We start from the raw sequence: 17,645 nt of genomic DNA on the forward strand, positions 1-17,645 counted from the left end.
CCTGTAATTGCCCAACGTTTTCCCGCTCAACCCGTTGGAACCGCGCATTCAGGCCAGTCATGCCTGATGCGCCCGGACAACCTGTTGAGTCAGAAGGGGACGTTATACATGCAAACTCTCGCGATGAGCGGTCAGTCGGAATCCCGGTGCGGGCCTGTGGCGAATGCCGACCATGACCGGTGGCGGCGATTCGGCCAAGGCCCGACCGTCACGCCCGACTTTTTCCTGATCCACCGCGCCATCGAAGCGCAGGCGGCGAACCAGCCGGAAGGCATCGCCGCCCGTCATCTCGGGCAGACCGTGACCTACGGCGAGCTGAACCGCCAGGCCAATCGTCTGGCGGCGCACCTGAAGGCGCAGGGTGTGGCGGCCGGGGATCATGTCGCCCTGTTCGTCGAGCGTTCCATTCCCATGCTGGTCGGGATGCTGGCGGTGCTGAAAGTGGGGGCCGCCTACGTCCCGCAGCACGTCGGCATCACACCGGCTGCGCAGTTGAGCCACATCCTGTCGGTCGCTTCGATCCGTGTGGTGCTGACGCTGTCGTCGCTGAGCCAGGCGATCCCGCTGACCGGCGAACATCGTTGCATCGAACTGGACACCTTCATGGCGACGCCGGGAGGGGCGGGCGATGACGAGAACCCGACGGGCAACGACGTCTCGGCGCAGGCGCTGTGCTTCGTGCTGTTCACCTCCGGCACCACCGGCGTGCCCAACGGCGTGCGCGTCACCCACCGCAACGTCTGCAACATTCTGTTGACCGCTCCCGGCAACCTCGGCCTGCGCCCGGGGCTCAAGGTGGGGCAGATCCTGAACATCGCCTTCGACATGGCGGCCTGGGAGACCCTGGGTTGCCTGGCCCACGGCGCCACCTTGCTGATCCGCGGCAAGGACATCGCCGAAACGGCCGAACAATGCGATGTGCTGATCGCGACGCCGTCGATCCTGGCCCGTCTCGACCCGGCGCGCTGCACGCGGATGCGGGTGGTGGCCCTGGCCGGTGAGCCGTGCCCGCGTCCCCTGGCGGACCGTTGGGCCTCGTTCTGCACCTTTTACAACGCGTGCGGGCCTACCGAGACCACGATCATCAACACCCTGCAGCATTACCGGGGCGAAGGCGCACTGACGATCGGCAAGCCGACGCCGAACAACACAGTGTATGTGCTGAACGAGTCGGGCGAACTGTGCGGGCCGGGCGAAGCGGGCGAAATGTGGGCCGGCGGCGATTGCGTGACGGCCGGCTACCTCGGCAACCCTGAGCTTTCGGCCGAACGCTATCGGCTCGATCCGTTCCTCGGAGGGGGCCGGCTGATGTTCCGCACCCGTGACCTGGGCCGCTGGACGGAGGATGGCGAACTGGAACACCTCGGGCGCGTCGATGACCAGGTCAAGGTGCGCGGGTTTCGGGTGGAGCTCGATGCGGTGTCCGCGGTCCTGGAGTCGTCGGCGGGCTGTGAGCGCGCGGTCACGCTGAAGCTCGACGACCGGAGCCTGGTGGCCTTCGTCTCGCCGGCCGGCACGGACATCGACGCCGCACGGCGACGCTGCGAGGAGCGGCTGGCCTATTACTGCGTCCCGTCCCTGATCCTGGCGCTGGACGACATTCCGCTGACCTCCAGGGGCAAGGCCGACAAGCGTCTGTTGCTGGAACGGGCGCAGGTGCATTTGGCGCAGGGTGCAGGCTCCGGGCAGGAGGTGTCGGCATGAAGGGGCTGGATCCGGGCCTCCCGGCGCGGCGCCCGCTTTGGCGCCGCCTGGGAACGCTGCCGCTGTTCTCCCACTACAACCGATTGTTCGCGATGGTGATCGCGGGCAATTGCATGGCGCTGGCGTACGGATTGACGGGTGGGCAGTGGTGGTCGCCGACGGGCATCGCCTTGCAGACGCTGGTGAACCTGGTGGTGGTCAACCTGTCGTTGGCGGTGCTGATCCGCCAGCAGTACCTCATCAACCTGTTGTTCTGGCTGGCGACGCGCGTGCCGACGACGTGGCCGTTGGCGGTGCGCCGCTCGCTGGCCAAGGTCTACCATTTCGGGGGGCTGCACAGCGGCGCGGCGGTGGCGGCAATCGGCTGGTTCGCTGCGTTCTTCGGTTCGCTGGCCTGGCGCAGTAGCGCGGGCGACGGGGTTTCGCTCACGTTGCTGGGGATCAGCGGTACGCTGCTCGGGCTGCTGGCGCTGATCGCGGTGCTGGCGTTGCCGCGGATTCGCTCGCGCTATCACAACGGCTTCGAACGGATGCACCGGTTCGGCGGGTGGACGGCGCTCGGGTTGTTCTGGGCGATGACGCTGGCGTTCGCAGCCGACCGGCATCCGGCCGAACCGCTGGCGCAGGTGCTTGTCGGGTCGCCTCCGTTCTGGGCGTTGCTGGTGGTCACGTGCAGCATCGCGTTGCCGTGGCTGCGCCTGCGCAGAGTCCCGGTGACATGGATCAGGCCCTCTTCGCATGCGGTGATTGCCCGGTTCACCCATCACACACCGTTCACCGGCTCTTCCGTTGCGATCAGTCGTCACCCGCTGTGGGAGTGGCACGCCTTCGCCAACATTCCCGCACCGGGAGAAAACGGCTTTCGCCTGATCATTTCCCGGGCGGGCGACTGGACCGGCTCCTTCATCGAACAGCCGCCGTCCCACGTCTGGGTCAAAGGCATCACCACGGCGGGCGTGGCCCGCATCGAAACACTGTTCAAGTCGGTGGTGTACATCGCCACCGGCAGCGGCATCGGCCCGGTCCTGCCTCACCTGTTGGCCGGACAGGTGCCGGCGCGCCTGGTCTGGTCGGCGCGCAGCCCGAGGGCCACCTACGGCGATGCGCTGGTGGACGAGATTCTCGAAGCTCAGCCCGAGGCACTGATCTGGGATACCCGCGAGTCGGGAAAACCGGATCTGGTGGCTTTGGCGTACGCGGCCGTCCGTTCCTTCGGTGCGGAGGCGGTGATCTGCATCTCCAACCAGCACTTGACCGAGCTGGTGGTCGAGGAGATGGAAGCGCGGGGCATTCCGGCCTACGGCGCGATCTGGGATTCCTGACACGCCGCCGTCGCGGCTGTCGCACATCAATTGAGGAGAGTCAGGATGACGAATGTGAATATTTTGGTCGAGCGGGTGGGGCGTGTCGTGTTGGTCCGGCTCAATCGTCCGCAGGCGCGCAATGCGCTGAACACCCCCTTGATGCAGGCGTTGATCGAAACCCTGCAACGTCTGGACAGCGATCCTGCGGTCGGCTGTTTCGTGGTGACCGGAACAAAGGATTTCTTTGCCGCCGGTGCCGACATCAGGGAAATGCACGGCAAGTCTTGCCTGGACATGGTGCAGGAAGACTATTTTTCCGGCTGGGATGCGTTCGCCGGGCTGCGTACGCCGAAAGTCGCCGCCGTCGCCGGCTATGCCTATGGCGGAGGCTGCGAGCTGGCGATGATGTGCGACGTGATCGTCGCGGCCGGATCCGCCCGGTTCGGCCTGCCTGAAATCACCTTGGGCGTGATGCCGGGCATGGGCGGCACCCAACGGTTGACCCGCCTGGTCGGGCGCGCCAAAGCGATGGACATGATTCTGACCGGGCGTTCGATGTCCGCCGATGAGGCGGAGCGGGCCGGCCTGGTCTCTCGGGTGACGGGCGACGAGGACGTGTTGGAGCAGGCCTTGGCGATTGCGCAGCGGATCAGCGGTTTCTCCCGGCCGGCCACGCTGGCTGCCCGGGAGGCGGTGGACCGTGCGCTTGAGGTGGGGATGCGCGAAGGCGTGCTGTCCGAGCGCCGTGCGTTTCATGCCTTGTTCGCCACGCCGGGGCAGAAGGAGGGCATGCAGGCCTTCCTGGAGAAACGCGAGCCTTGCTTCAACCGGAGCTAGACAACTGAGCACCGGCTCGCTCGCGGTTAACTGAAAGAAACTACAGTTCAAAGGGAATAATCCTACGAGGCGTTCGTCTCATAGCACCTTTTCCTATGGCCGATGGCCCTGGAGTCTTTTATGGTTGATCGCAGTTCACCGAACCGCTCGCCCGACACTTCACCACCCGGCGGGCCGCAGCGTCCGCCGTTGGGGGCCGCAAGCCTGCTAGTGCGCTTGACCGGCATTGCCGTGGTGGTTGCCGCAGTGGCCGGGGCGTTTGCCTACGTGCACGGCAGCTTCGACCCGCAACGCCTGACGCCCAAGGCGTTGGTCGATGTGCTGGAGAAGAACAACGGCATCCACCCAGGCTTTCGCCGCAACCACGCCAAGGGTGTGTGCGTGATCGGGCATTTCGAAAGCAGCGGCGAGGCGCGGGCGTTTTCCGCCGCGCAAGTGTTCAACGAGCCCGTCACGCCCGTGGTCGGCCGATTCGCCTTGCCGGCGGGCAGTCCCTATGCGCCGGACGGCAGTGTGCCGATCCGCAGCCTGGCCCTGCGCTTCAAGCAAGCCAACGGGCAGCAATGGCGCACCGGCATGAACAGCATGCCGGTGTTCCCGGTGGGCACGCCCGAGGCGTTCTATCAACTGTTGCAGGCGCAGTCGCCGGATCCGGCCACCGGCAAGCCTGACCCGTCGAAGGTGCCGGCGTTCTTCGCCGCCCACCCGGAAACGGTGCCGTTCCTGACTTGGGTGAAGACGGCCAAGCCGTCGGCCAGCTATGCCACGGAAACCTACAACAGTGTGAATGCGTTCTACCTGGTCGACGCCGGCGGGAAAAAGCAGGCGGTGCGCTGGAGCATGGCGCCGCAGGCCCAGGACGCCGCCGGCGCTTCTGCGCCGGAGGGCGCCGACTTTCTGGAGAAGGATCTGGTGCAGCGCCTGGCCGCAGGGCCGCTGCGCTTTCAGTTGAACATCACGTTGGCCGACCCGGCCGACCCGGTGAACGATGCGAGCAAGGCCTGGCCCGCCGGCCGCAAGGTGCTGAACGCCGGCACGCTGGTGCTGGAAAAGACGCAACCGCAACTGAGCGGCGAGTGCCGTGACATCAATTACGACCCGCTGGTGCTGCCGGCCGGCATCGAAGGTTCAGACGACCCGCTGTTGGCCGCCCGTTCGGCCGGTTACGCCGATTCCTACCTGCGCCGCACCAGTGAAGTCAGCCAATTGCCCGCCACCCGACAGGAGGCTCGCCCATGAGCAAGCAACCGACCCATTTTGCGTTTCCGGCGCGGCTGCTGCACTGGCTGATGGCGTTGATGATCATCGCGATGCTGTTCATCGGCGCGGGCATGGTCGCTTCGGTGTCGGCGCGGCATGAATGGCTGATCAACCTGCACAAGCCCTTGGGCATCGCGATTCTGGCGCTGGCGGTCGTGCGGCTGCTGGTGCGGTTCTCCACCCGCCAGCCGCCGTTGCCCGAAGACCTGCCGGGCTGGCAGGCGATGGCGGCCAAGGCGTCCCATGTCCTGCTGTACGGGCTGATGCTGGTGCTGCCGCTGCTGGGGTGGGCGATGATCAGCGCGGCGGGCGACCCGGTGATGCTGGGCCGTTCGCTGCAGCTGCCGTCGATCCTGCCGGCCGATGCGCAGGTGTTCGCGCTGTTGCGCAAGGCCCACGGCTATCTGGCGTACCTGCTGTTCGTGACGGTGCTGGTGCATCTGGCGGCCGCGCTGTTCCACGGCTGGGTGCGCCGCGATGGCGTGCTCGACAGCATGTTGCGCGGGCGGGATCGCGGCTGACCGCCTGAGCGCGAATCGCCGTCGCAAAAAAAGATCGCAGCCTGGCTGCGATCTTTTTTTGGTGCAAGGGGAGATCAGCGCAGGCCGTCGACGATCTCGGCGATGGCGGTCAGCACGTCCTTGCCCAGTTGCTTGGAGCGCTTGCCCGACCAGCCGGTGAGGGCGTTCGGGTTGTCGTCGTGATCCTTGAACGGCATCTCCAGGGTCTGCGACAGGCAGTCGAACCGCTGGCCGACGCTGTTGCACGCCAGGTTCATGTTGGCTTGGCCCGGTTCGTCGCGGGTGTAGCCGTGCTTGGTCTGGAAGTCCTTGGTGATGCGCTTGAGGTGGCTGCGGAAATCCTCTTCGAGTTTCTCCAGGCGCGGCGTGAAGCCGGGGTTGCCTTCGCAGCCGGCGGTGAACACGTGCGGGATTTCCTCGTCGCCGTGGATATCCAGGAACAGGTCGACGCCGTACGTTTCCATCTGCTGCTGCACGAACAGGACTTCGGGGCTGATTTCCTGGCTGGCGGTCTGCCAGGCGCGGTTCAGGTCCTGGCCCATGGCGTTGGTGCGCAGGTGCCCGTGGAACGCGCCGTCGGGGTTCATGTTCGGCACCAGGTACAGATCGGCCTTGGCCAGCAGTGCGTTCAGGACCGGATCGTCGTGGCGCTCCAGGCGTTCGATCACCCCCTCCATGAACCATTCGGCCATGTGCTCGCCGGGATGCTGCTGGGCGATGATCCAGACCTTGCGCCGGCCCTCGGCGCCGCTGCCCTTGCGCAGCAGCTGGATGTCGCGGCCTTCGACGCTCTTGCCGGTGGCCAGCAGTTCGGTGCCGGCCTTGGTCAGGGCCTGGTCGATCAGCCAGTCGTGACGGCCGCGGCTGTAGGGCTCGAAGTAGGCGAACCAGGCGTGGGTCTGCTCGGCTTCGAGGCAGAAGCGCAGGCTGTCGCCTTCGAATTGGGTCGGAATGCGGAACCAGTTGACGTGGTCGTAGGAGGCGACCGCCTGATAGCCGGTCCAGGCTTTGTTGTAGGACGATTGACTGGCGTTGACCAGGCGGAACCAATGCTCCTGGTGGACATGCAGGCCGCTGGCCTTGAAGTGGAACCACTGGAAATGGTTGCTGCGGGTGTCAGGGCGGATCGCCAGCACCGGGTTGAGCGGGTTGCTGATGTCGACAACCTGGATGTTGCCGCTGTCGAAGTTGGCGCTGATGTCGAACGAAGATTTGGCCACGGTCATATCGGTTCCTGAACAGGATTTTTATGGTGGCTACTCTACACGCAAGACAGGGGTGAAACCGAGGGAATTTGCGGGGTGTGCGGGTGGGGGCGTCCTCCATGACGCGCAGGCAGCTTAGTGGCTGTGCGATTGATTCTCAAGTGCTAAATGTCATTGTCTGGTGCCGGTTCGGCCGGGTTCGGCTTGCCAAGCGATATTCTTTTGATATTATCCGCGCCACTGAATTTGCAGCACCTGAAGACTTCATTAGCCTGAAGCCACAAGCCAGAAAACTGGCAAAAAAAGACCCGGCAAAAAGCCGGGTCAAAAACCGTGATTAGCCTGATGAGGAGATAGTCCAGAAGACCGACCTAAGGTCTCTGGTCCATCGGCCGGTCTCGCGACCAGCTGCGTCCAATAATAATCATTATCATTTGCAAGTCAAATGATTTTATCTGCGCGATCGGAAAAATCTTTCCGATCCGATTCCGTTTCTCAATGACCGCCGCCATCGAGCGAGTGATCGACCATCGCCCGTGCCATGTCCACCATGTGCACCACCGAAAACGCCAGATCCCGACTGACGCCCTGCAGCCCGTCCGTGGCCTTGATCGCCGTTGCCGCCGCGCAGCGCAGCAGGTCGGAGGCATGCACCAGGGATTCTTCGCTGCTGAGGTTGCGGTTGACGCCGAAGAAGCGATCCTCGGTGTCGGGCTCGGACACAGTCGGTTTCAAGTAATAGTCCAGTGCGCGTTGCGCGGCAGCGCTGCCTTGAGGTGAAGTGAGCGTGGTGTCGATCTGCAGGTCGGGCAAGTCTTTGCTGGTGATGTTCATGGCGTGAGGTCACTCCCTGTTCGTGTTTGAATCCATGACCCAAGCATAATACTCGTCGTATTTGTGACCAGAATTTAAATACTACAATATGTGTTTTGCTGGCCGAAGGCGTCCACGTATGGTGCCGCACATGGATAAATGGATTGAATTGGTCAAGGCCAAAATGAGTGAACTCAAAGTCACTCAAGTCGAGCTCGGCGAACGCGTCGGCATGTCTCAGGGCGGCATCGGCCATTGGCTGAACAAGCGTCGGGAGCCGGGCGTCGATGAGATGAACCGGGTGCTCAAGGCGCTGGGAATGGACTTTCTCGAGGTGGCGCTGGTGATCCGCGAACCGCAGCCGGACGCCGACGAGGGAATGCCGCTGGCGCAGAAGTACAACCCGTACTTCCGCTACCCCGTCAACGACTGGCGCGAGCCCCTGCAGGTGCGTGAAGCCGAACCTGCGTATGCGGGCGTCCAGGACAAGCGCCGCTTCGAACTGACGGACTACCATGCCCGCGGCGCGGCGTTCTGGCTGCTGGTGACGGGGGACTCGATGACGGCGCCCAGCGGCCCGAGCATCGCCGAAGGCATGCTGATCCTGGTGGATCCGGCATTGGAGGCGGAGCCGGGCAAACTGGTGATCGCCCAATGGGCGGACAGCGATGAAGCGATTTTCCGCAAGTTGATCGAAGAGGGCGGCCAGCGTTACCTGTTGCCGCTCAATCCGACCTGGCCGAAAGCCCTGTTCACCGACGCGTGTCGAATCATCGGTGTCGTGGTGCAGGCAACAGCCAGGTTCTAGTCGGATCGATCCTCGCCAGGCGTAGGATCGATCTTCCTTTTACGCCTCTTCCAACTCGACCAGCGCGCTGCCTTCGCCGACCATTTCGCCTTCCTGGCAATACAGCGCCTTGATCACGCCGGCGTGGGGCGCGCGGATGCTGTGCTCCATCTTCATCGCCTCCAGCACCACCAATTGAGCGCCGGCCTCGACCGTTTGCCCGGCCTCGACCAGCACACGCACGATGCTGCCGTTCATGGGCGCCGTCAGGCCGCCCTGGTGGCTGTGGCTGGCTTCGACCGCGCTGATCGGATCGTAGGTTTCGATGCGGCGCCATTCGCCGTCCCATTGCAGGTACAGAGCCTCCCCGTGGCGGATCGCCCGGTGCTGACGACGCAGGCCGTCGCGTTCGATCGACAATTGTTCGCCGATCAGCCTGGCGTCGCCGGCGGCGCCGAGGGTCAACGCCCGATCCTGTCCCTCGCAGCTCAGATGCAACGTGATCTCTTGCGGCAAGCCCGCGCGCAGACCGCTGTGCAAGGACCACGGTGAAGCCGGGTCATCCGCCCGTGCCGCACCCGGCAGGCTTTGCGCGAAGGCCTGCGCCGCCGCGTTCCAGAACGCATCGCTCAATGCGCTAGGCGCCGGCAGCAATTGTTCCTGATAACGGGGAATGAACCCGGTATCCAGTTCCGCAGCGGCAAAGGCCGGATGCGCGATGATCCGCCGCAGGAAGCCGATGTTGGTCTTCAGGCCGCCGATGGCGAACTCATCGAGCATGCTCAGCAAACGCAGGCGCGCCTGTTCCCGGTCTTCGCCCCAGGCGATCAGTTTGCCCAGCATCGGGTCGTAGTACGGCGAAACCCCGTCACCTTCCTCCACGCCGCTGTCCACCCGCCGACCCGGCCCGGCGGCCGATTCGCGGTACAGCGCCAGGCGGCCGGTGGCCGGCAGGAAATCGTTGGCGGGGTCTTCCGCGTACAGCCGCACTTCAATGGCGTGGCCGTTCAGCGGCACTTGATCCTGGGTGATCGGCAGCGCTTCGCCCCGGGCGACGCGGATCTGCCAGGCCACCAGGTCCAGCCCGGTGATGGCTTCGGTGACCGGGTGTTCCACTTGCAGTCGGGTGTTCATTTCCATGAAGAAGAATTCGCCGCGTGCATCCAGCAGGAACTCCACCGTGCCCGCGCCGACATAGCCGATGGCCTGGGCCGAACGCACCGCCGCCTCACCCATGGCCCGGCGCAGTTCGGGGCTCAGGCCGGGCGCGGGGGCCTCTTCGACGACCTTCTGGTGCCGACGCTGGATCGAGCAGTCGCGCTCGTTCAGGTACAGGCAGTTGCCGTGACGGTCGGCGAACACCTGGATCTCCACGTGCCGCGGCTTGAGCAGGTATTTCTCCACCAGCATCCGCGAGTCGCCGAAGGACGATTGCGCCTCACGCTGGGCCGAGGCCAGGGCTTCGGCCAGTTGGCTGACGTCCTCGACCACTTTCATGCCTTTGCCGCCGCCGCCGGCCGTAGCCTTGAGCAGCACCGGATAGCCGATGCGTTCGCAGGCTTCGCGGAAGGTGTCCAGGTCCTGCGCTTCGCCGTGATAGCCCGGCACCAGCGGCACGCCGGCGGTTTCCATCAAGGCCTTGGCGGCGGACTTGCTGCCCATGGCATCGATGGCGGAGGCGGGCGGGCCCAAGAAGAGCAGGCCGGCGTCTTCGATGGCGCGGGCGAACCCGGCGTTCTCCGAAAGGAACCCGTAGCCGGGATGGATCGCCTGGGCGCCGCTGGCCTTGGCCGCCGCGATCAGTTTGTCGATCTGCAGGTAGCTGTCGGCCGCCTTGCTGCCGCCCAGGTCGACGCGGATGTCCGCTTCCCGGCTGTGCCGGGCGTTGCGGTCGGTGGCGCTGTGCACGGCGACGGTGGTCAGGCCCAGGGCCTTGGCGGTGCGCATCACCCGGCAAGCGATCTCGCCGCGGTTGGCCACCAACAGGGTGGTGAGAACAGGTGCGCTCATCAACGCGGCTCCTTGGTGGTGGTTGCGGCTTGCCAGCTAGGTGGACGTTTCTGCAGGAAGGCGCGCAAGCCTTCCTGGCCTTCGGGGCTTACACGGATGCGGGCGATGGCGTTTTCCGTGTAGCGGCGCAGGGCCGGAGTCAGCGCGCCGTTGCCCACCTCGCGCAGCAGCTCCTTGCTGGCGCGCAGGGCGGCGGGGCTGTTGAGCAGCAGGTTGTCGACCCACTGCGCGACCTTGTGCTCAAGCTCGTCGGCCGGATAGCTCTCGGACAGCAAGCCGATCTCCCGGGCCCGCTGGCCGCCGAAGCGTTCGGCGGTCAGGGCGTAGCGCCGCGCCGCACGCTCGCCGATGGCCTGCACCACGAACGGGCTGATCACCGCCGGCGCCAGGCCGATGCGCACTTCCGACAGGCAGAACTGCGCATCGTCGGTGCCGATGGCCATGTCGCAGCAACTGATCAGGCCCAGCGCGCCGCCGAACGCCGCGCCCTGCACCACGGCCAGCGTCGGGATCTTCAGCTTGGCGAGGTTGTACATCAGTTCCGCCAGTTCCCGGGCGTCGTCGAGGTTGGTGTGGTAATCCAGTTCGGCCGACTGCTGCATCCAGGCCAGGTCAGCCCCGGCGCTGAAATGCTTGCCGCGGCCGCGCACCAGCAGGAAACGCAGGCTGGCGTCGCTGGCGATCTTGTCGAGGGCCAGGATCAGCTCGCGGATCATCTCGGCGTTGAACGCGTTGTTCTTCTCTTCGCGGCTGAGCCACAGGGTCGCGAAGCCCCGTGGGTCGCTCTGCAGTTCGAGGGTGTTGAAGTCGCTCATGAGGTTCTCCCGATCACATCCGGAACACGCCGAAGCGGCTCGGTTCGATAGGCGCGTTCAGCGACGCGGACAAGGCCAGGGCCAGCACGTCGCGGGTCTGCGCCGGGTCGATGACGCCGTCGTCCCACAGCCGTGCGCTGGAGTAGTAGGGGTGGCCTTGCTCTTCATACTGGTCGAGGATCGGCTGCTTGATCTCCGATTCCTGCTCGGCGCTGAAGCCCTGGCCGCTGCGTTCGGCCTGCTCGCGCTTGACCTGAACCAGCACGCCGGCAGCCTGTTCGGCGCCCATCACGCCGATCCGCGCGTTCGGCCACATCCACAAGAAGCGCGGGTCATAGGCCCGGCCGCACATGCCGTAGTTGCCGGCGCCGAAGCTGCCGCCGATGATCACGGTGAACTTCGGCACCTTGGCGCAGGCCACGGCGGTCACCAGTTTCGCGCCGTGCTTGGCGATGCCGCCGGCCTCGTACTTCTGACCGACCATGAACCCGGTGATGTTCTGCAGGAACAAGAGCGGAATGCCGCGCTGGCAGGCCAGTTCGATGAAGTGCGCGCCTTTCTGCGCGGCCTCGGCGAACAGGATGCCGTTGTTGGCCAGGATCGCGATCGGGTAGCCGTGCAGGTGAGCGAAACCGCACACCAGCGTGGTGCCGAACAGGGCCTTGAACTCATCGAACACCGAGCCGTCCACCAGCCGGGCGATGACTTCGCGCACATCGAACGGCTGCTTGGCGTCGGCGGACACCACGCCGTACAGCTCGTCGCTGCCGTAGAGCGGGGCGATCGGCGCGCGTTGCTGCACTTCGCCGAGCTTGCGCCAGTTGAGGTTGGCCACGCTGCGGCGGGCGAGGGCGAGGGCGTGTTCGTCGCTTTCGGCGTAGTGGTCGGCCACCCCGGAGACCTTGCAGTGCACATCGGCCCCGCCCAGGTCTTCGGCGCTGACCACCTCGCCGGTGGCGGCCTTCACCAGCGGGGGGCCGGCGAGGAAGATGGTCGCCTGCTGGCGCACCATGATCGCTTCGTCGGCCATCGCCGGCACATACGCGCCGCCGGCGGTGCACGAGCCCATGACCACGGCGATCTGCGGGATGCCCATGGCGCTCATGTTGGCCTGGTTGAAGAAGATCCGCCCGAAGTGTTCGCGGTCCGGGAACACCTCGTCCTGACGCGGCAGGTTGGCGCCGCCGGAGTCCACCAGGTAGATGCACGGCAGGCGGTTCTGCTGGGCGATGGTCTGGGCGCGCAGGTGTTTCTTCACGGTCAGCGGGTAGTACGAGCCGCCTTTCACCGTGGCGTCGTTGGCCACGATCATGCATTCGACGCCTTCGACCCGGCCGATGCCGGCGATCACGCCGGCGGCGGGTACATCTTCGCCGTACACCGCGTGGGCGGCCAGTTGGCTGATCTCAAGGAACGGCGAGCCCGGATCGAGCAAACGGTTGATCCGCTCGCGCGGCAACAGCTTGCCGCGCGAGGTGTGGCGTTCCTGGGCTTTCGCGCCGCCGCCCTGGGCCACTTGGGCCAGCAGGGTGTGCAGGGCGTCCACTTGCTTGAGCATCGCCGCGCTGTTGGCGGCGAACTCCGCTGAACGGGGATTGAGCTGGGTGTGCAGGATTGCCATGGACAGCTCCGTTTAGCGGGTTTCGTTGAACAGTTCGCGACCGATCAGCATGCGGCGGATCTCACTGGTGCCGGCGCCGATTTCGTACAGCTTGGCGTCACGCAGCAGACGGCCCGCCGGGAATTCGTTGATGTAGCCGTTGCCGCCCAGGATCTGGATCGCGTCCAGGGCCATCTGCGTGGCGCGTTCGGCGGTGTAGAGGATCACCCCGGCGGCGTCCTTGCGGGCGGTCTCGTTGCGCTCGCAGGCCTGGGCCACGGCGTAGAGGTAGGCGCGGCTGGCGTTGAGCTGGGTGTACATGTCGGCGACCTTGCCCTGGATCAGCTGGAACTCGCCGATGCTCTGGCCGAACTGCTTGCGGTCGTGGATGTACGGCACGATCAGGTCCATGCACGCCTGCATGATCCCGGTCGGGCCGCCGGACAGCACGACGCGCTCGTAGTCGAGGCCGCTCATCAGCACTTTCACGCCGCCGTTGAGCACGCCGAGGATGTTCTCTTCCGGCACTTCGACGTCATCGAAGAACAGCTCGCAGGTGTTGGAGCCGCGCATGCCGAGCTTGTCGAACTTGTTGCTGCGGCTGAAGCCTTTCCAGTCGCGCTCGACGATGAAGGCGGTGATGCCGTGAGGGCCCTTTTCCAGGTCGGTCTTGGCGTAGATCACGTAGGTGTTGGCGTCGGGGCCGTTGGTGATCCAGGTCTTGCTGCCGTTGAGGACGAAGCGGTCGCCGCGCTTGTCGGCGCGCAGTTTCATCGAGACCACGTCGGAGCCGGCGTTCGGTTCGCTCATGGCGAGGGCGCCGACGTGTTCGCCGCTGATCAGCTTGGGCAGGTATTTGCTTTTCTGTTCGTGGTTGCCGTTGCGGTTGATCTGGTTGACGCAGAGGTTGGAGTGGGCGCCGTAGGACAGCGCGACGGAGGCCGAGCCGCGGCTGATCTCTTCCATGGCCACCACGTGCGCCAGGTAACCCAGGCCGGCGCCGCCGTACTCTTCCGGCACGGTGATGCCGAGCAGGCCCATGTCGCCGAACTTGCGCCACATGTCGGCGGGGAACAGGTTGTCGCTGTCGATCTGGGCGGCACGCGGGGCGAGCTGGTCAGCGACGAAGGACTGAACCTGATCGCGCAGCATGTCGATGGTTTCACCGAGGGCAAAGTTCAGGGTTGGGTAGCTCATGGGTCACCTTTTGGCTTTTTTGTCGGGTGGGGAGGGCGGCGGTTTGGCTCTCACCTTTACGTTAACGTAAGCCTGTGACGAATGGCTGTCAATCGCCCTTTACGTTAACGTCAACTTGAGCGAGAGTAGAGCCAGTTCTGAAAGACCGGCGTCGCTCTTTGTGATGAGGGAGCTTGCTCCCGCTGGAGCGCGAAGCGGTCGCAAAATCGCAGTCTGCGGTGCGTCTGGCATCGTCGGCCTGCCGGTTTCACGACTGCTGCGCAAGCCTCTCGCCACCAGCGCCACGCTCCTACAAAAAAGACAATAGGGGTCGTCATGGATCAACCCAGTGCAAACCCGCAGCGCAGCTACACCCGCGGTTCCCAGGACAAAGCCTTGCTGGCGATGACCATCGGTCAGAAGTTCGACGAGACCGTCGCGCGTTACCCGGACGGCGAGGCGCTGGTGGTGCGCCATCAGCAGCGGCGCTACACCTGGCGGCAACTGGCCGAAGAGGTGGATCTGCACGCCAGGGCCTTGCTGGCGTTGGGGCTTGAGGCCGGCGACCGGCTCGGCATCTGGTCGCCGAACTGCGCGCAGTGGTGCATCACCCAGTTCGCCACGGCGAAGATCGGCGTGATCCTGGTCAACATCAACCCGGCTTACCGCAGCAGCGAACTGGAATACGTGCTCAAGCAGTCCGGCTGCCAATGGCTGGTGTGCGCCGGCGCGTTCAAGAGCTCCGACTACCACGGCATGCTGCAAGGCCTGCTGCCGGAGCTGGCCGAGCAGTCCATCGGCCAGTTGCGCAGCGAGCGCCTGCCGGACCTGCGCGGGCTGATCAGCCTGGATGCGCAGCCGCCGTCGGGGATCCTGCCGTGGTCGCAACTGGCGGACCTGGCCGCCGGGGTCACGGCGCAGCAACTGCGCGAACGCAGCGACAGCCTGCACTTCGACCAACCGGTGAACATCCAGTACACCTCCGGCACCACCGGTTTCCCCAAGGGCGCGACCCTCAGTCACTACAACATCCTCAACAACGGCTACATGGTCGGCGAAAGCCTGGGCCTGACCGCCGCCGACCGGCTGGTGATCCCGGTGCCGCTGTACCACTGCTTCGGCATGGTCATGGGCAACCTCGGTTGCGTCACCCACGGCAGCACCATGATCTACCCCAACGATGCGTTCGACCCGCTGCTGACCCTCAGCACCGCCGCCGAAGAGAAAGCCACGGCGCTGTACGGCGTGCCGACCATGTTCATCGCCATGCTCGATCAGCCGCAGCGCACGGAACTTGACCTGTCGGCCCTGCGCACCGGGATCATGGCCGGCGCCACCTGCCCGATCGAAGTGATGCGCCGGGTGATCAGCGACATGCACATGAGCGAGGTGCAGATCGCCTACGGCATGACCGAGACCAGCCCGGTGTCGTTGCAGACCGGTCCCGCAGATGAACTGGAACTGCGCGTCACCACCGTCGGCCGCACCCAGCCGCAGCTGGAAAGCAAGATCATCGACGAGGCGGGCAACCCGGTGCCGCGCGGCACCATCGGCGAGCTGTGCACCCGTGGCTACAGCGTGATGCTCGGCTACTGGAACAACCCGCAGGCGACCGCCGAAGCCATCGATTCCGCCGGCTGGATGCACACCGGCGACCTGGCCAGCATGAACGACGAAGGCTACGTGTGTATCGCCGGGCGCAACAAGGACATGATCATCCGCGGCGGCGAGAACATTTACCCCCGCGAGCTCGAAGAGTTCTTCTTCACTCACCCGGCGGTGGCGGATGTGCAGGTCATCGGCATTCCGTGTTCGCGCTACGGCGAGGAAATCGTCGCCTGGATCAAGTTCCACCCCGGCCACAGCGCCACCGAGCAGGAGTTGCAGGCCTGGTGCAAGGAGCGCATCGCCCACTTCAAGACGCCGCGTTACTTCCGTTTCGTCGAGGAGTTCCCGATGACGGTGACCGGCAAGATCCAGAAGTTCCGCATGCGCGAGATCAGCATCGAGGAGTTGCGCGACAGGCTGGGCTGACGCCATCGCCGGCAGGCTGCTCCCACAGGCTTTGCTTCGCGCATTGCCGTGTGGGAGCGCGGGGATCGGTCGTCGGGGGTGTTTTCAGGATCGCAGACAGCACAAAGGGGAGCCGAAGCTCCCCTTTAATTTTGTCGTCGCGTGCTCTTTTTTATTATTGAGGGGCGGCCTGTTGTTGTTTTTGGTGACCGTGGCCCTTTGCTGCGTTTTTTGGCGATCCCCATCCGGGATCAAGAGCAAACGTATTTTTTTGAGCGCTGATCTGCTTTCTCGCTAGGCGATCCAACCGATACGGGAGCTACCTGAAGGTAGTTTTATTGTTCTCTGCCCGGTTGCGGGTCACTCCGAAGAGCACCCTGAAAAGCACACCTTCTCCAAAAAAATCTGTTAGCTGCGTCTCTGCCGTGTTGTTTTTGTTATGTCAGAGTCGTTTCGTCTTGTTTTTATTGGTTTGCCACTTTTTTATTCTTGTTATGCCATAGAGATTGCAGTTGCCGTGCCAACTTTTAAAAATCCTTTAAATTCAATAATTTAGGTTTTTTGAAGGATTTTTCACTCAGGCAAAACCAGACAATTTGTTTCCGTGTTACTCGTTCGTGCCCGCATTCCGGGCCGCAGCGGTAACACCGTGTCCCCTCACTGTGCGCTGCGGGCCTTGGCCACGCGCGAACCGGTCGGGCGGCCCAGCACGGCGCTGATCTGCAGGCCCGCGGCAATCAAGGCGTCCAGGTCGATGCCGGTCTCGATGCCCAGGCCGTTGAGCAGGTACACCACGTCTTCGGTGGCGACGTTACCGCTGGCGCCCTTGGCGTACGGGCAGCCGCCGAGGCCGGCGATGGAGCTGTCGAACACGTTGATGCCTTCGAGCAGGCTGGCGTAGATGTTGGCCATGGCCTGGCCGTAGGTGTCGTGGAAGTGGCCGGCGAGCTTCTCCCGCGGCACCTGGGCCGACACCACCTCGAACAGCCGACGGGTCGCGCCCGCCGTGCCGGTGCCGATGGTGTCGCCGAGGGAGACTTCGTAGCAGCCCATCGCGTACAGCTCGCGGGCGACCGCCGCGACCTGCTCCGGTGCCACCGCACCTTCATACGGGCAGCCCAGCACGCAGGACACGTAACCGCGCACAGTGACGCCATGCTGTTTCGCCGCTTCCATGACCGGTGCGAACCGCGCCAGGCTTTCGTTGATCGAGCAATTGATGTTGCGCTGGGAGAAGGCTTCGGACGCGGCGGCGAACACCGCGACTTCCTTGACCCCGGCCGCCACGGCGTCCTCGAAACCGCGCAGGTTCGGCGCCAGCGCGCCGTAGGTCACGCCCGGCGTGCGCCGGATCTGGGCGAACACCTCGGCGGAGCCGGCCATCTGCGGCACCCACTTGGGCGACACGAAACTGCCGACTTCTATATAGCCAAGGCCGGCGGCGCTGAGCGCGTCGACCAGTTGCACCTTGTCGGCGACGCTGATGGGCTGGGCTTCGTTCTGCAGGCCATCGCGCGGGCCGACTTCGATCAGGCGTACTTGGGAGGGGAGGGACATGGCGTTGACCTGTTGTATGTGTCTGGCGTCTACGAGAGCCCTT

Annotated in this window: 15 protein-coding genes; 8 read left to right on the forward strand and 7 right to left on the reverse strand. The window is 64.8% G+C overall.

Translation table 11 applies throughout. The features are described from left to right. Window positions 1-108: 108 nt before the first annotated feature. The 5 genes from CAG29_RS16505 (at window position 109) to CAG29_RS16525 (ending at window position 5,626) form a co-directional block, all read left to right on the forward strand. The gene (locus tag CAG29_RS16505) at window positions 109-1,704 is read left to right on the forward strand and encodes an amino acid adenylation domain-containing protein (protein ID WP_085694878.1); all 1,596 of its coding nucleotides are present in this window, start codon (window positions 109-111) and stop codon (window positions 1,702-1,704) included. Further along, a complete protein-coding gene (locus tag CAG29_RS16510) occupies window positions 1,701-3,026 on the forward strand; it encodes a hypothetical protein (protein WP_085656389.1) in 1,326 nt (441 codons plus the stop codon). Before CAG29_RS16505 ends, CAG29_RS16510 begins: the two co-directional genes overlap by 4 nt. Before the next feature lie 54 nt (window positions 3,027-3,080). Further along, window positions 3,081-3,845 (forward strand): enoyl-CoA hydratase-related protein, encoded by a 765-nt coding sequence (locus CAG29_RS16515; protein ID WP_085656400.1) that lies wholly within the window; start codon window positions 3,081-3,083, stop codon window positions 3,843-3,845. A gap of 120 nt (window positions 3,846-3,965) precedes the next feature. Then, window positions 3,966-5,084, forward strand: coding sequence for a catalase family peroxidase (locus tag CAG29_RS16520; protein WP_085656388.1), 1,119 nt, complete (start codon window positions 3,966-3,968; stop codon window positions 5,082-5,084). Further along, on the forward strand, window positions 5,081-5,626 hold the full coding sequence (locus tag CAG29_RS16525; RefSeq protein ID WP_085579699.1) for a cytochrome b: 546 nt from the start codon (window positions 5,081-5,083) through the stop codon (window positions 5,624-5,626). The genes CAG29_RS16520 and CAG29_RS16525 overlap by 4 nt, the downstream gene beginning before the upstream one ends. 74 nt (window positions 5,627-5,700) lie before the next feature. Here the strand turns inward: CAG29_RS16525 and CAG29_RS16530 are convergent, their stop codons facing one another. Continuing rightward, window positions 5,701-6,852, reverse strand: a complete 1,152-nt coding sequence (locus tag CAG29_RS16530; RefSeq protein ID WP_085579701.1) for a M14-type cytosolic carboxypeptidase — start codon at window positions 6,850-6,852, stop codon at window positions 5,701-5,703. A 98-nt stretch (window positions 6,853-6,950) separates the two neighbouring features. On the opposite strand from CAG29_RS16530, the gene CAG29_RS28275 reads away from it, so the two are divergent. After that, window positions 6,951-7,172, forward strand: a complete 222-nt coding sequence (locus CAG29_RS28275) for a hypothetical protein (RefSeq protein WP_139831503.1) — start codon at window positions 6,951-6,953, stop codon at window positions 7,170-7,172. Window positions 7,173-7,326: 154 nt separating this feature from the next. Here CAG29_RS28275 and CAG29_RS16535 read toward each other — a convergent pair whose 3' ends face one another. Next, complete coding sequence (locus CAG29_RS16535; protein ID WP_085579703.1) at window positions 7,327-7,665, reverse strand: DUF6124 family protein; 339 nt, start codon at window positions 7,663-7,665, stop codon at window positions 7,327-7,329. A 130-nt stretch (window positions 7,666-7,795) separates the two neighbouring features. Here CAG29_RS16535 and CAG29_RS16540 point away from each other — a divergent pair, with 130 nt between their 5' ends. Then, the gene (locus CAG29_RS16540) at window positions 7,796-8,452 is read left to right on the forward strand and encodes a LexA family transcriptional regulator (RefSeq protein ID WP_085580093.1); all 657 of its coding nucleotides are present in this window, start codon (window positions 7,796-7,798) and stop codon (window positions 8,450-8,452) included. A 39-nt stretch (window positions 8,453-8,491) separates the two neighbouring features. Here CAG29_RS16540 and CAG29_RS16545 read toward each other — a convergent pair whose 3' ends face one another. The 4 genes from CAG29_RS16545 to CAG29_RS16560 are packed head-to-tail and all read right to left on the reverse strand — an operon-like array spanning window position 8,492 to window position 14,053. After that, window positions 8,492-10,441 carry an acetyl/propionyl/methylcrotonyl-CoA carboxylase subunit alpha gene (locus tag CAG29_RS16545; protein WP_085579705.1) on the reverse strand — a complete coding sequence of 650 codons (1,950 nt, stop codon included), beginning with the start codon at window positions 10,439-10,441 and terminating at the stop codon, window positions 8,492-8,494. Continuing rightward, window positions 10,441-11,256 carry a gamma-carboxygeranoyl-CoA hydratase gene (locus CAG29_RS16550; protein ID WP_085579707.1) on the reverse strand — a complete coding sequence of 272 codons (816 nt, stop codon included), beginning with the start codon at window positions 11,254-11,256 and terminating at the stop codon, window positions 10,441-10,443. The genes CAG29_RS16545 and CAG29_RS16550 overlap by 1 nt, the downstream gene beginning before the upstream one ends. 13 nt (window positions 11,257-11,269) lie before the next feature. Beyond that, window positions 11,270-12,877: a carboxyl transferase domain-containing protein gene (locus CAG29_RS16555; RefSeq protein WP_085579708.1), complete on the reverse strand. Its 1,608-nt coding sequence runs from the start codon at window positions 12,875-12,877 to the stop codon at window positions 11,270-11,272. A 12-nt stretch (window positions 12,878-12,889) separates the two neighbouring features. After that, the gene (locus CAG29_RS16560; RefSeq protein ID WP_085579710.1) at window positions 12,890-14,053 is read right to left on the reverse strand and encodes an isovaleryl-CoA dehydrogenase; all 1,164 of its coding nucleotides are present in this window, start codon (window positions 14,051-14,053) and stop codon (window positions 12,890-12,892) included. A 315-nt stretch (window positions 14,054-14,368) separates the two neighbouring features. Here CAG29_RS16560 and CAG29_RS16565 point away from each other — a divergent pair, with 315 nt between their 5' ends. Next, entirely contained in the window at window positions 14,369-16,066 is a 1,698-nt protein-coding gene (locus CAG29_RS16565) for an AMP-binding protein (RefSeq protein ID WP_085694823.1), read from the forward strand. A gap of 636 nt (window positions 16,067-16,702) precedes the next feature. Here CAG29_RS16565 and CAG29_RS16570 read toward each other — a convergent pair. Further along, window positions 16,703-17,602 (reverse strand): hydroxymethylglutaryl-CoA lyase, encoded by a 900-nt coding sequence (locus CAG29_RS16570; protein ID WP_085579714.1) that lies wholly within the window; start codon window positions 17,600-17,602, stop codon window positions 16,703-16,705. Window positions 17,603-17,645 lie beyond the last annotated feature (43 nt).

Source organism: Pseudomonas sp. B7(2017) (genome assembly GCF_002112745.1).
Classification (GTDB): Bacteria; Pseudomonadota; Gammaproteobacteria; order Pseudomonadales; family Pseudomonadaceae; genus Aquipseudomonas; species Aquipseudomonas ekonensis.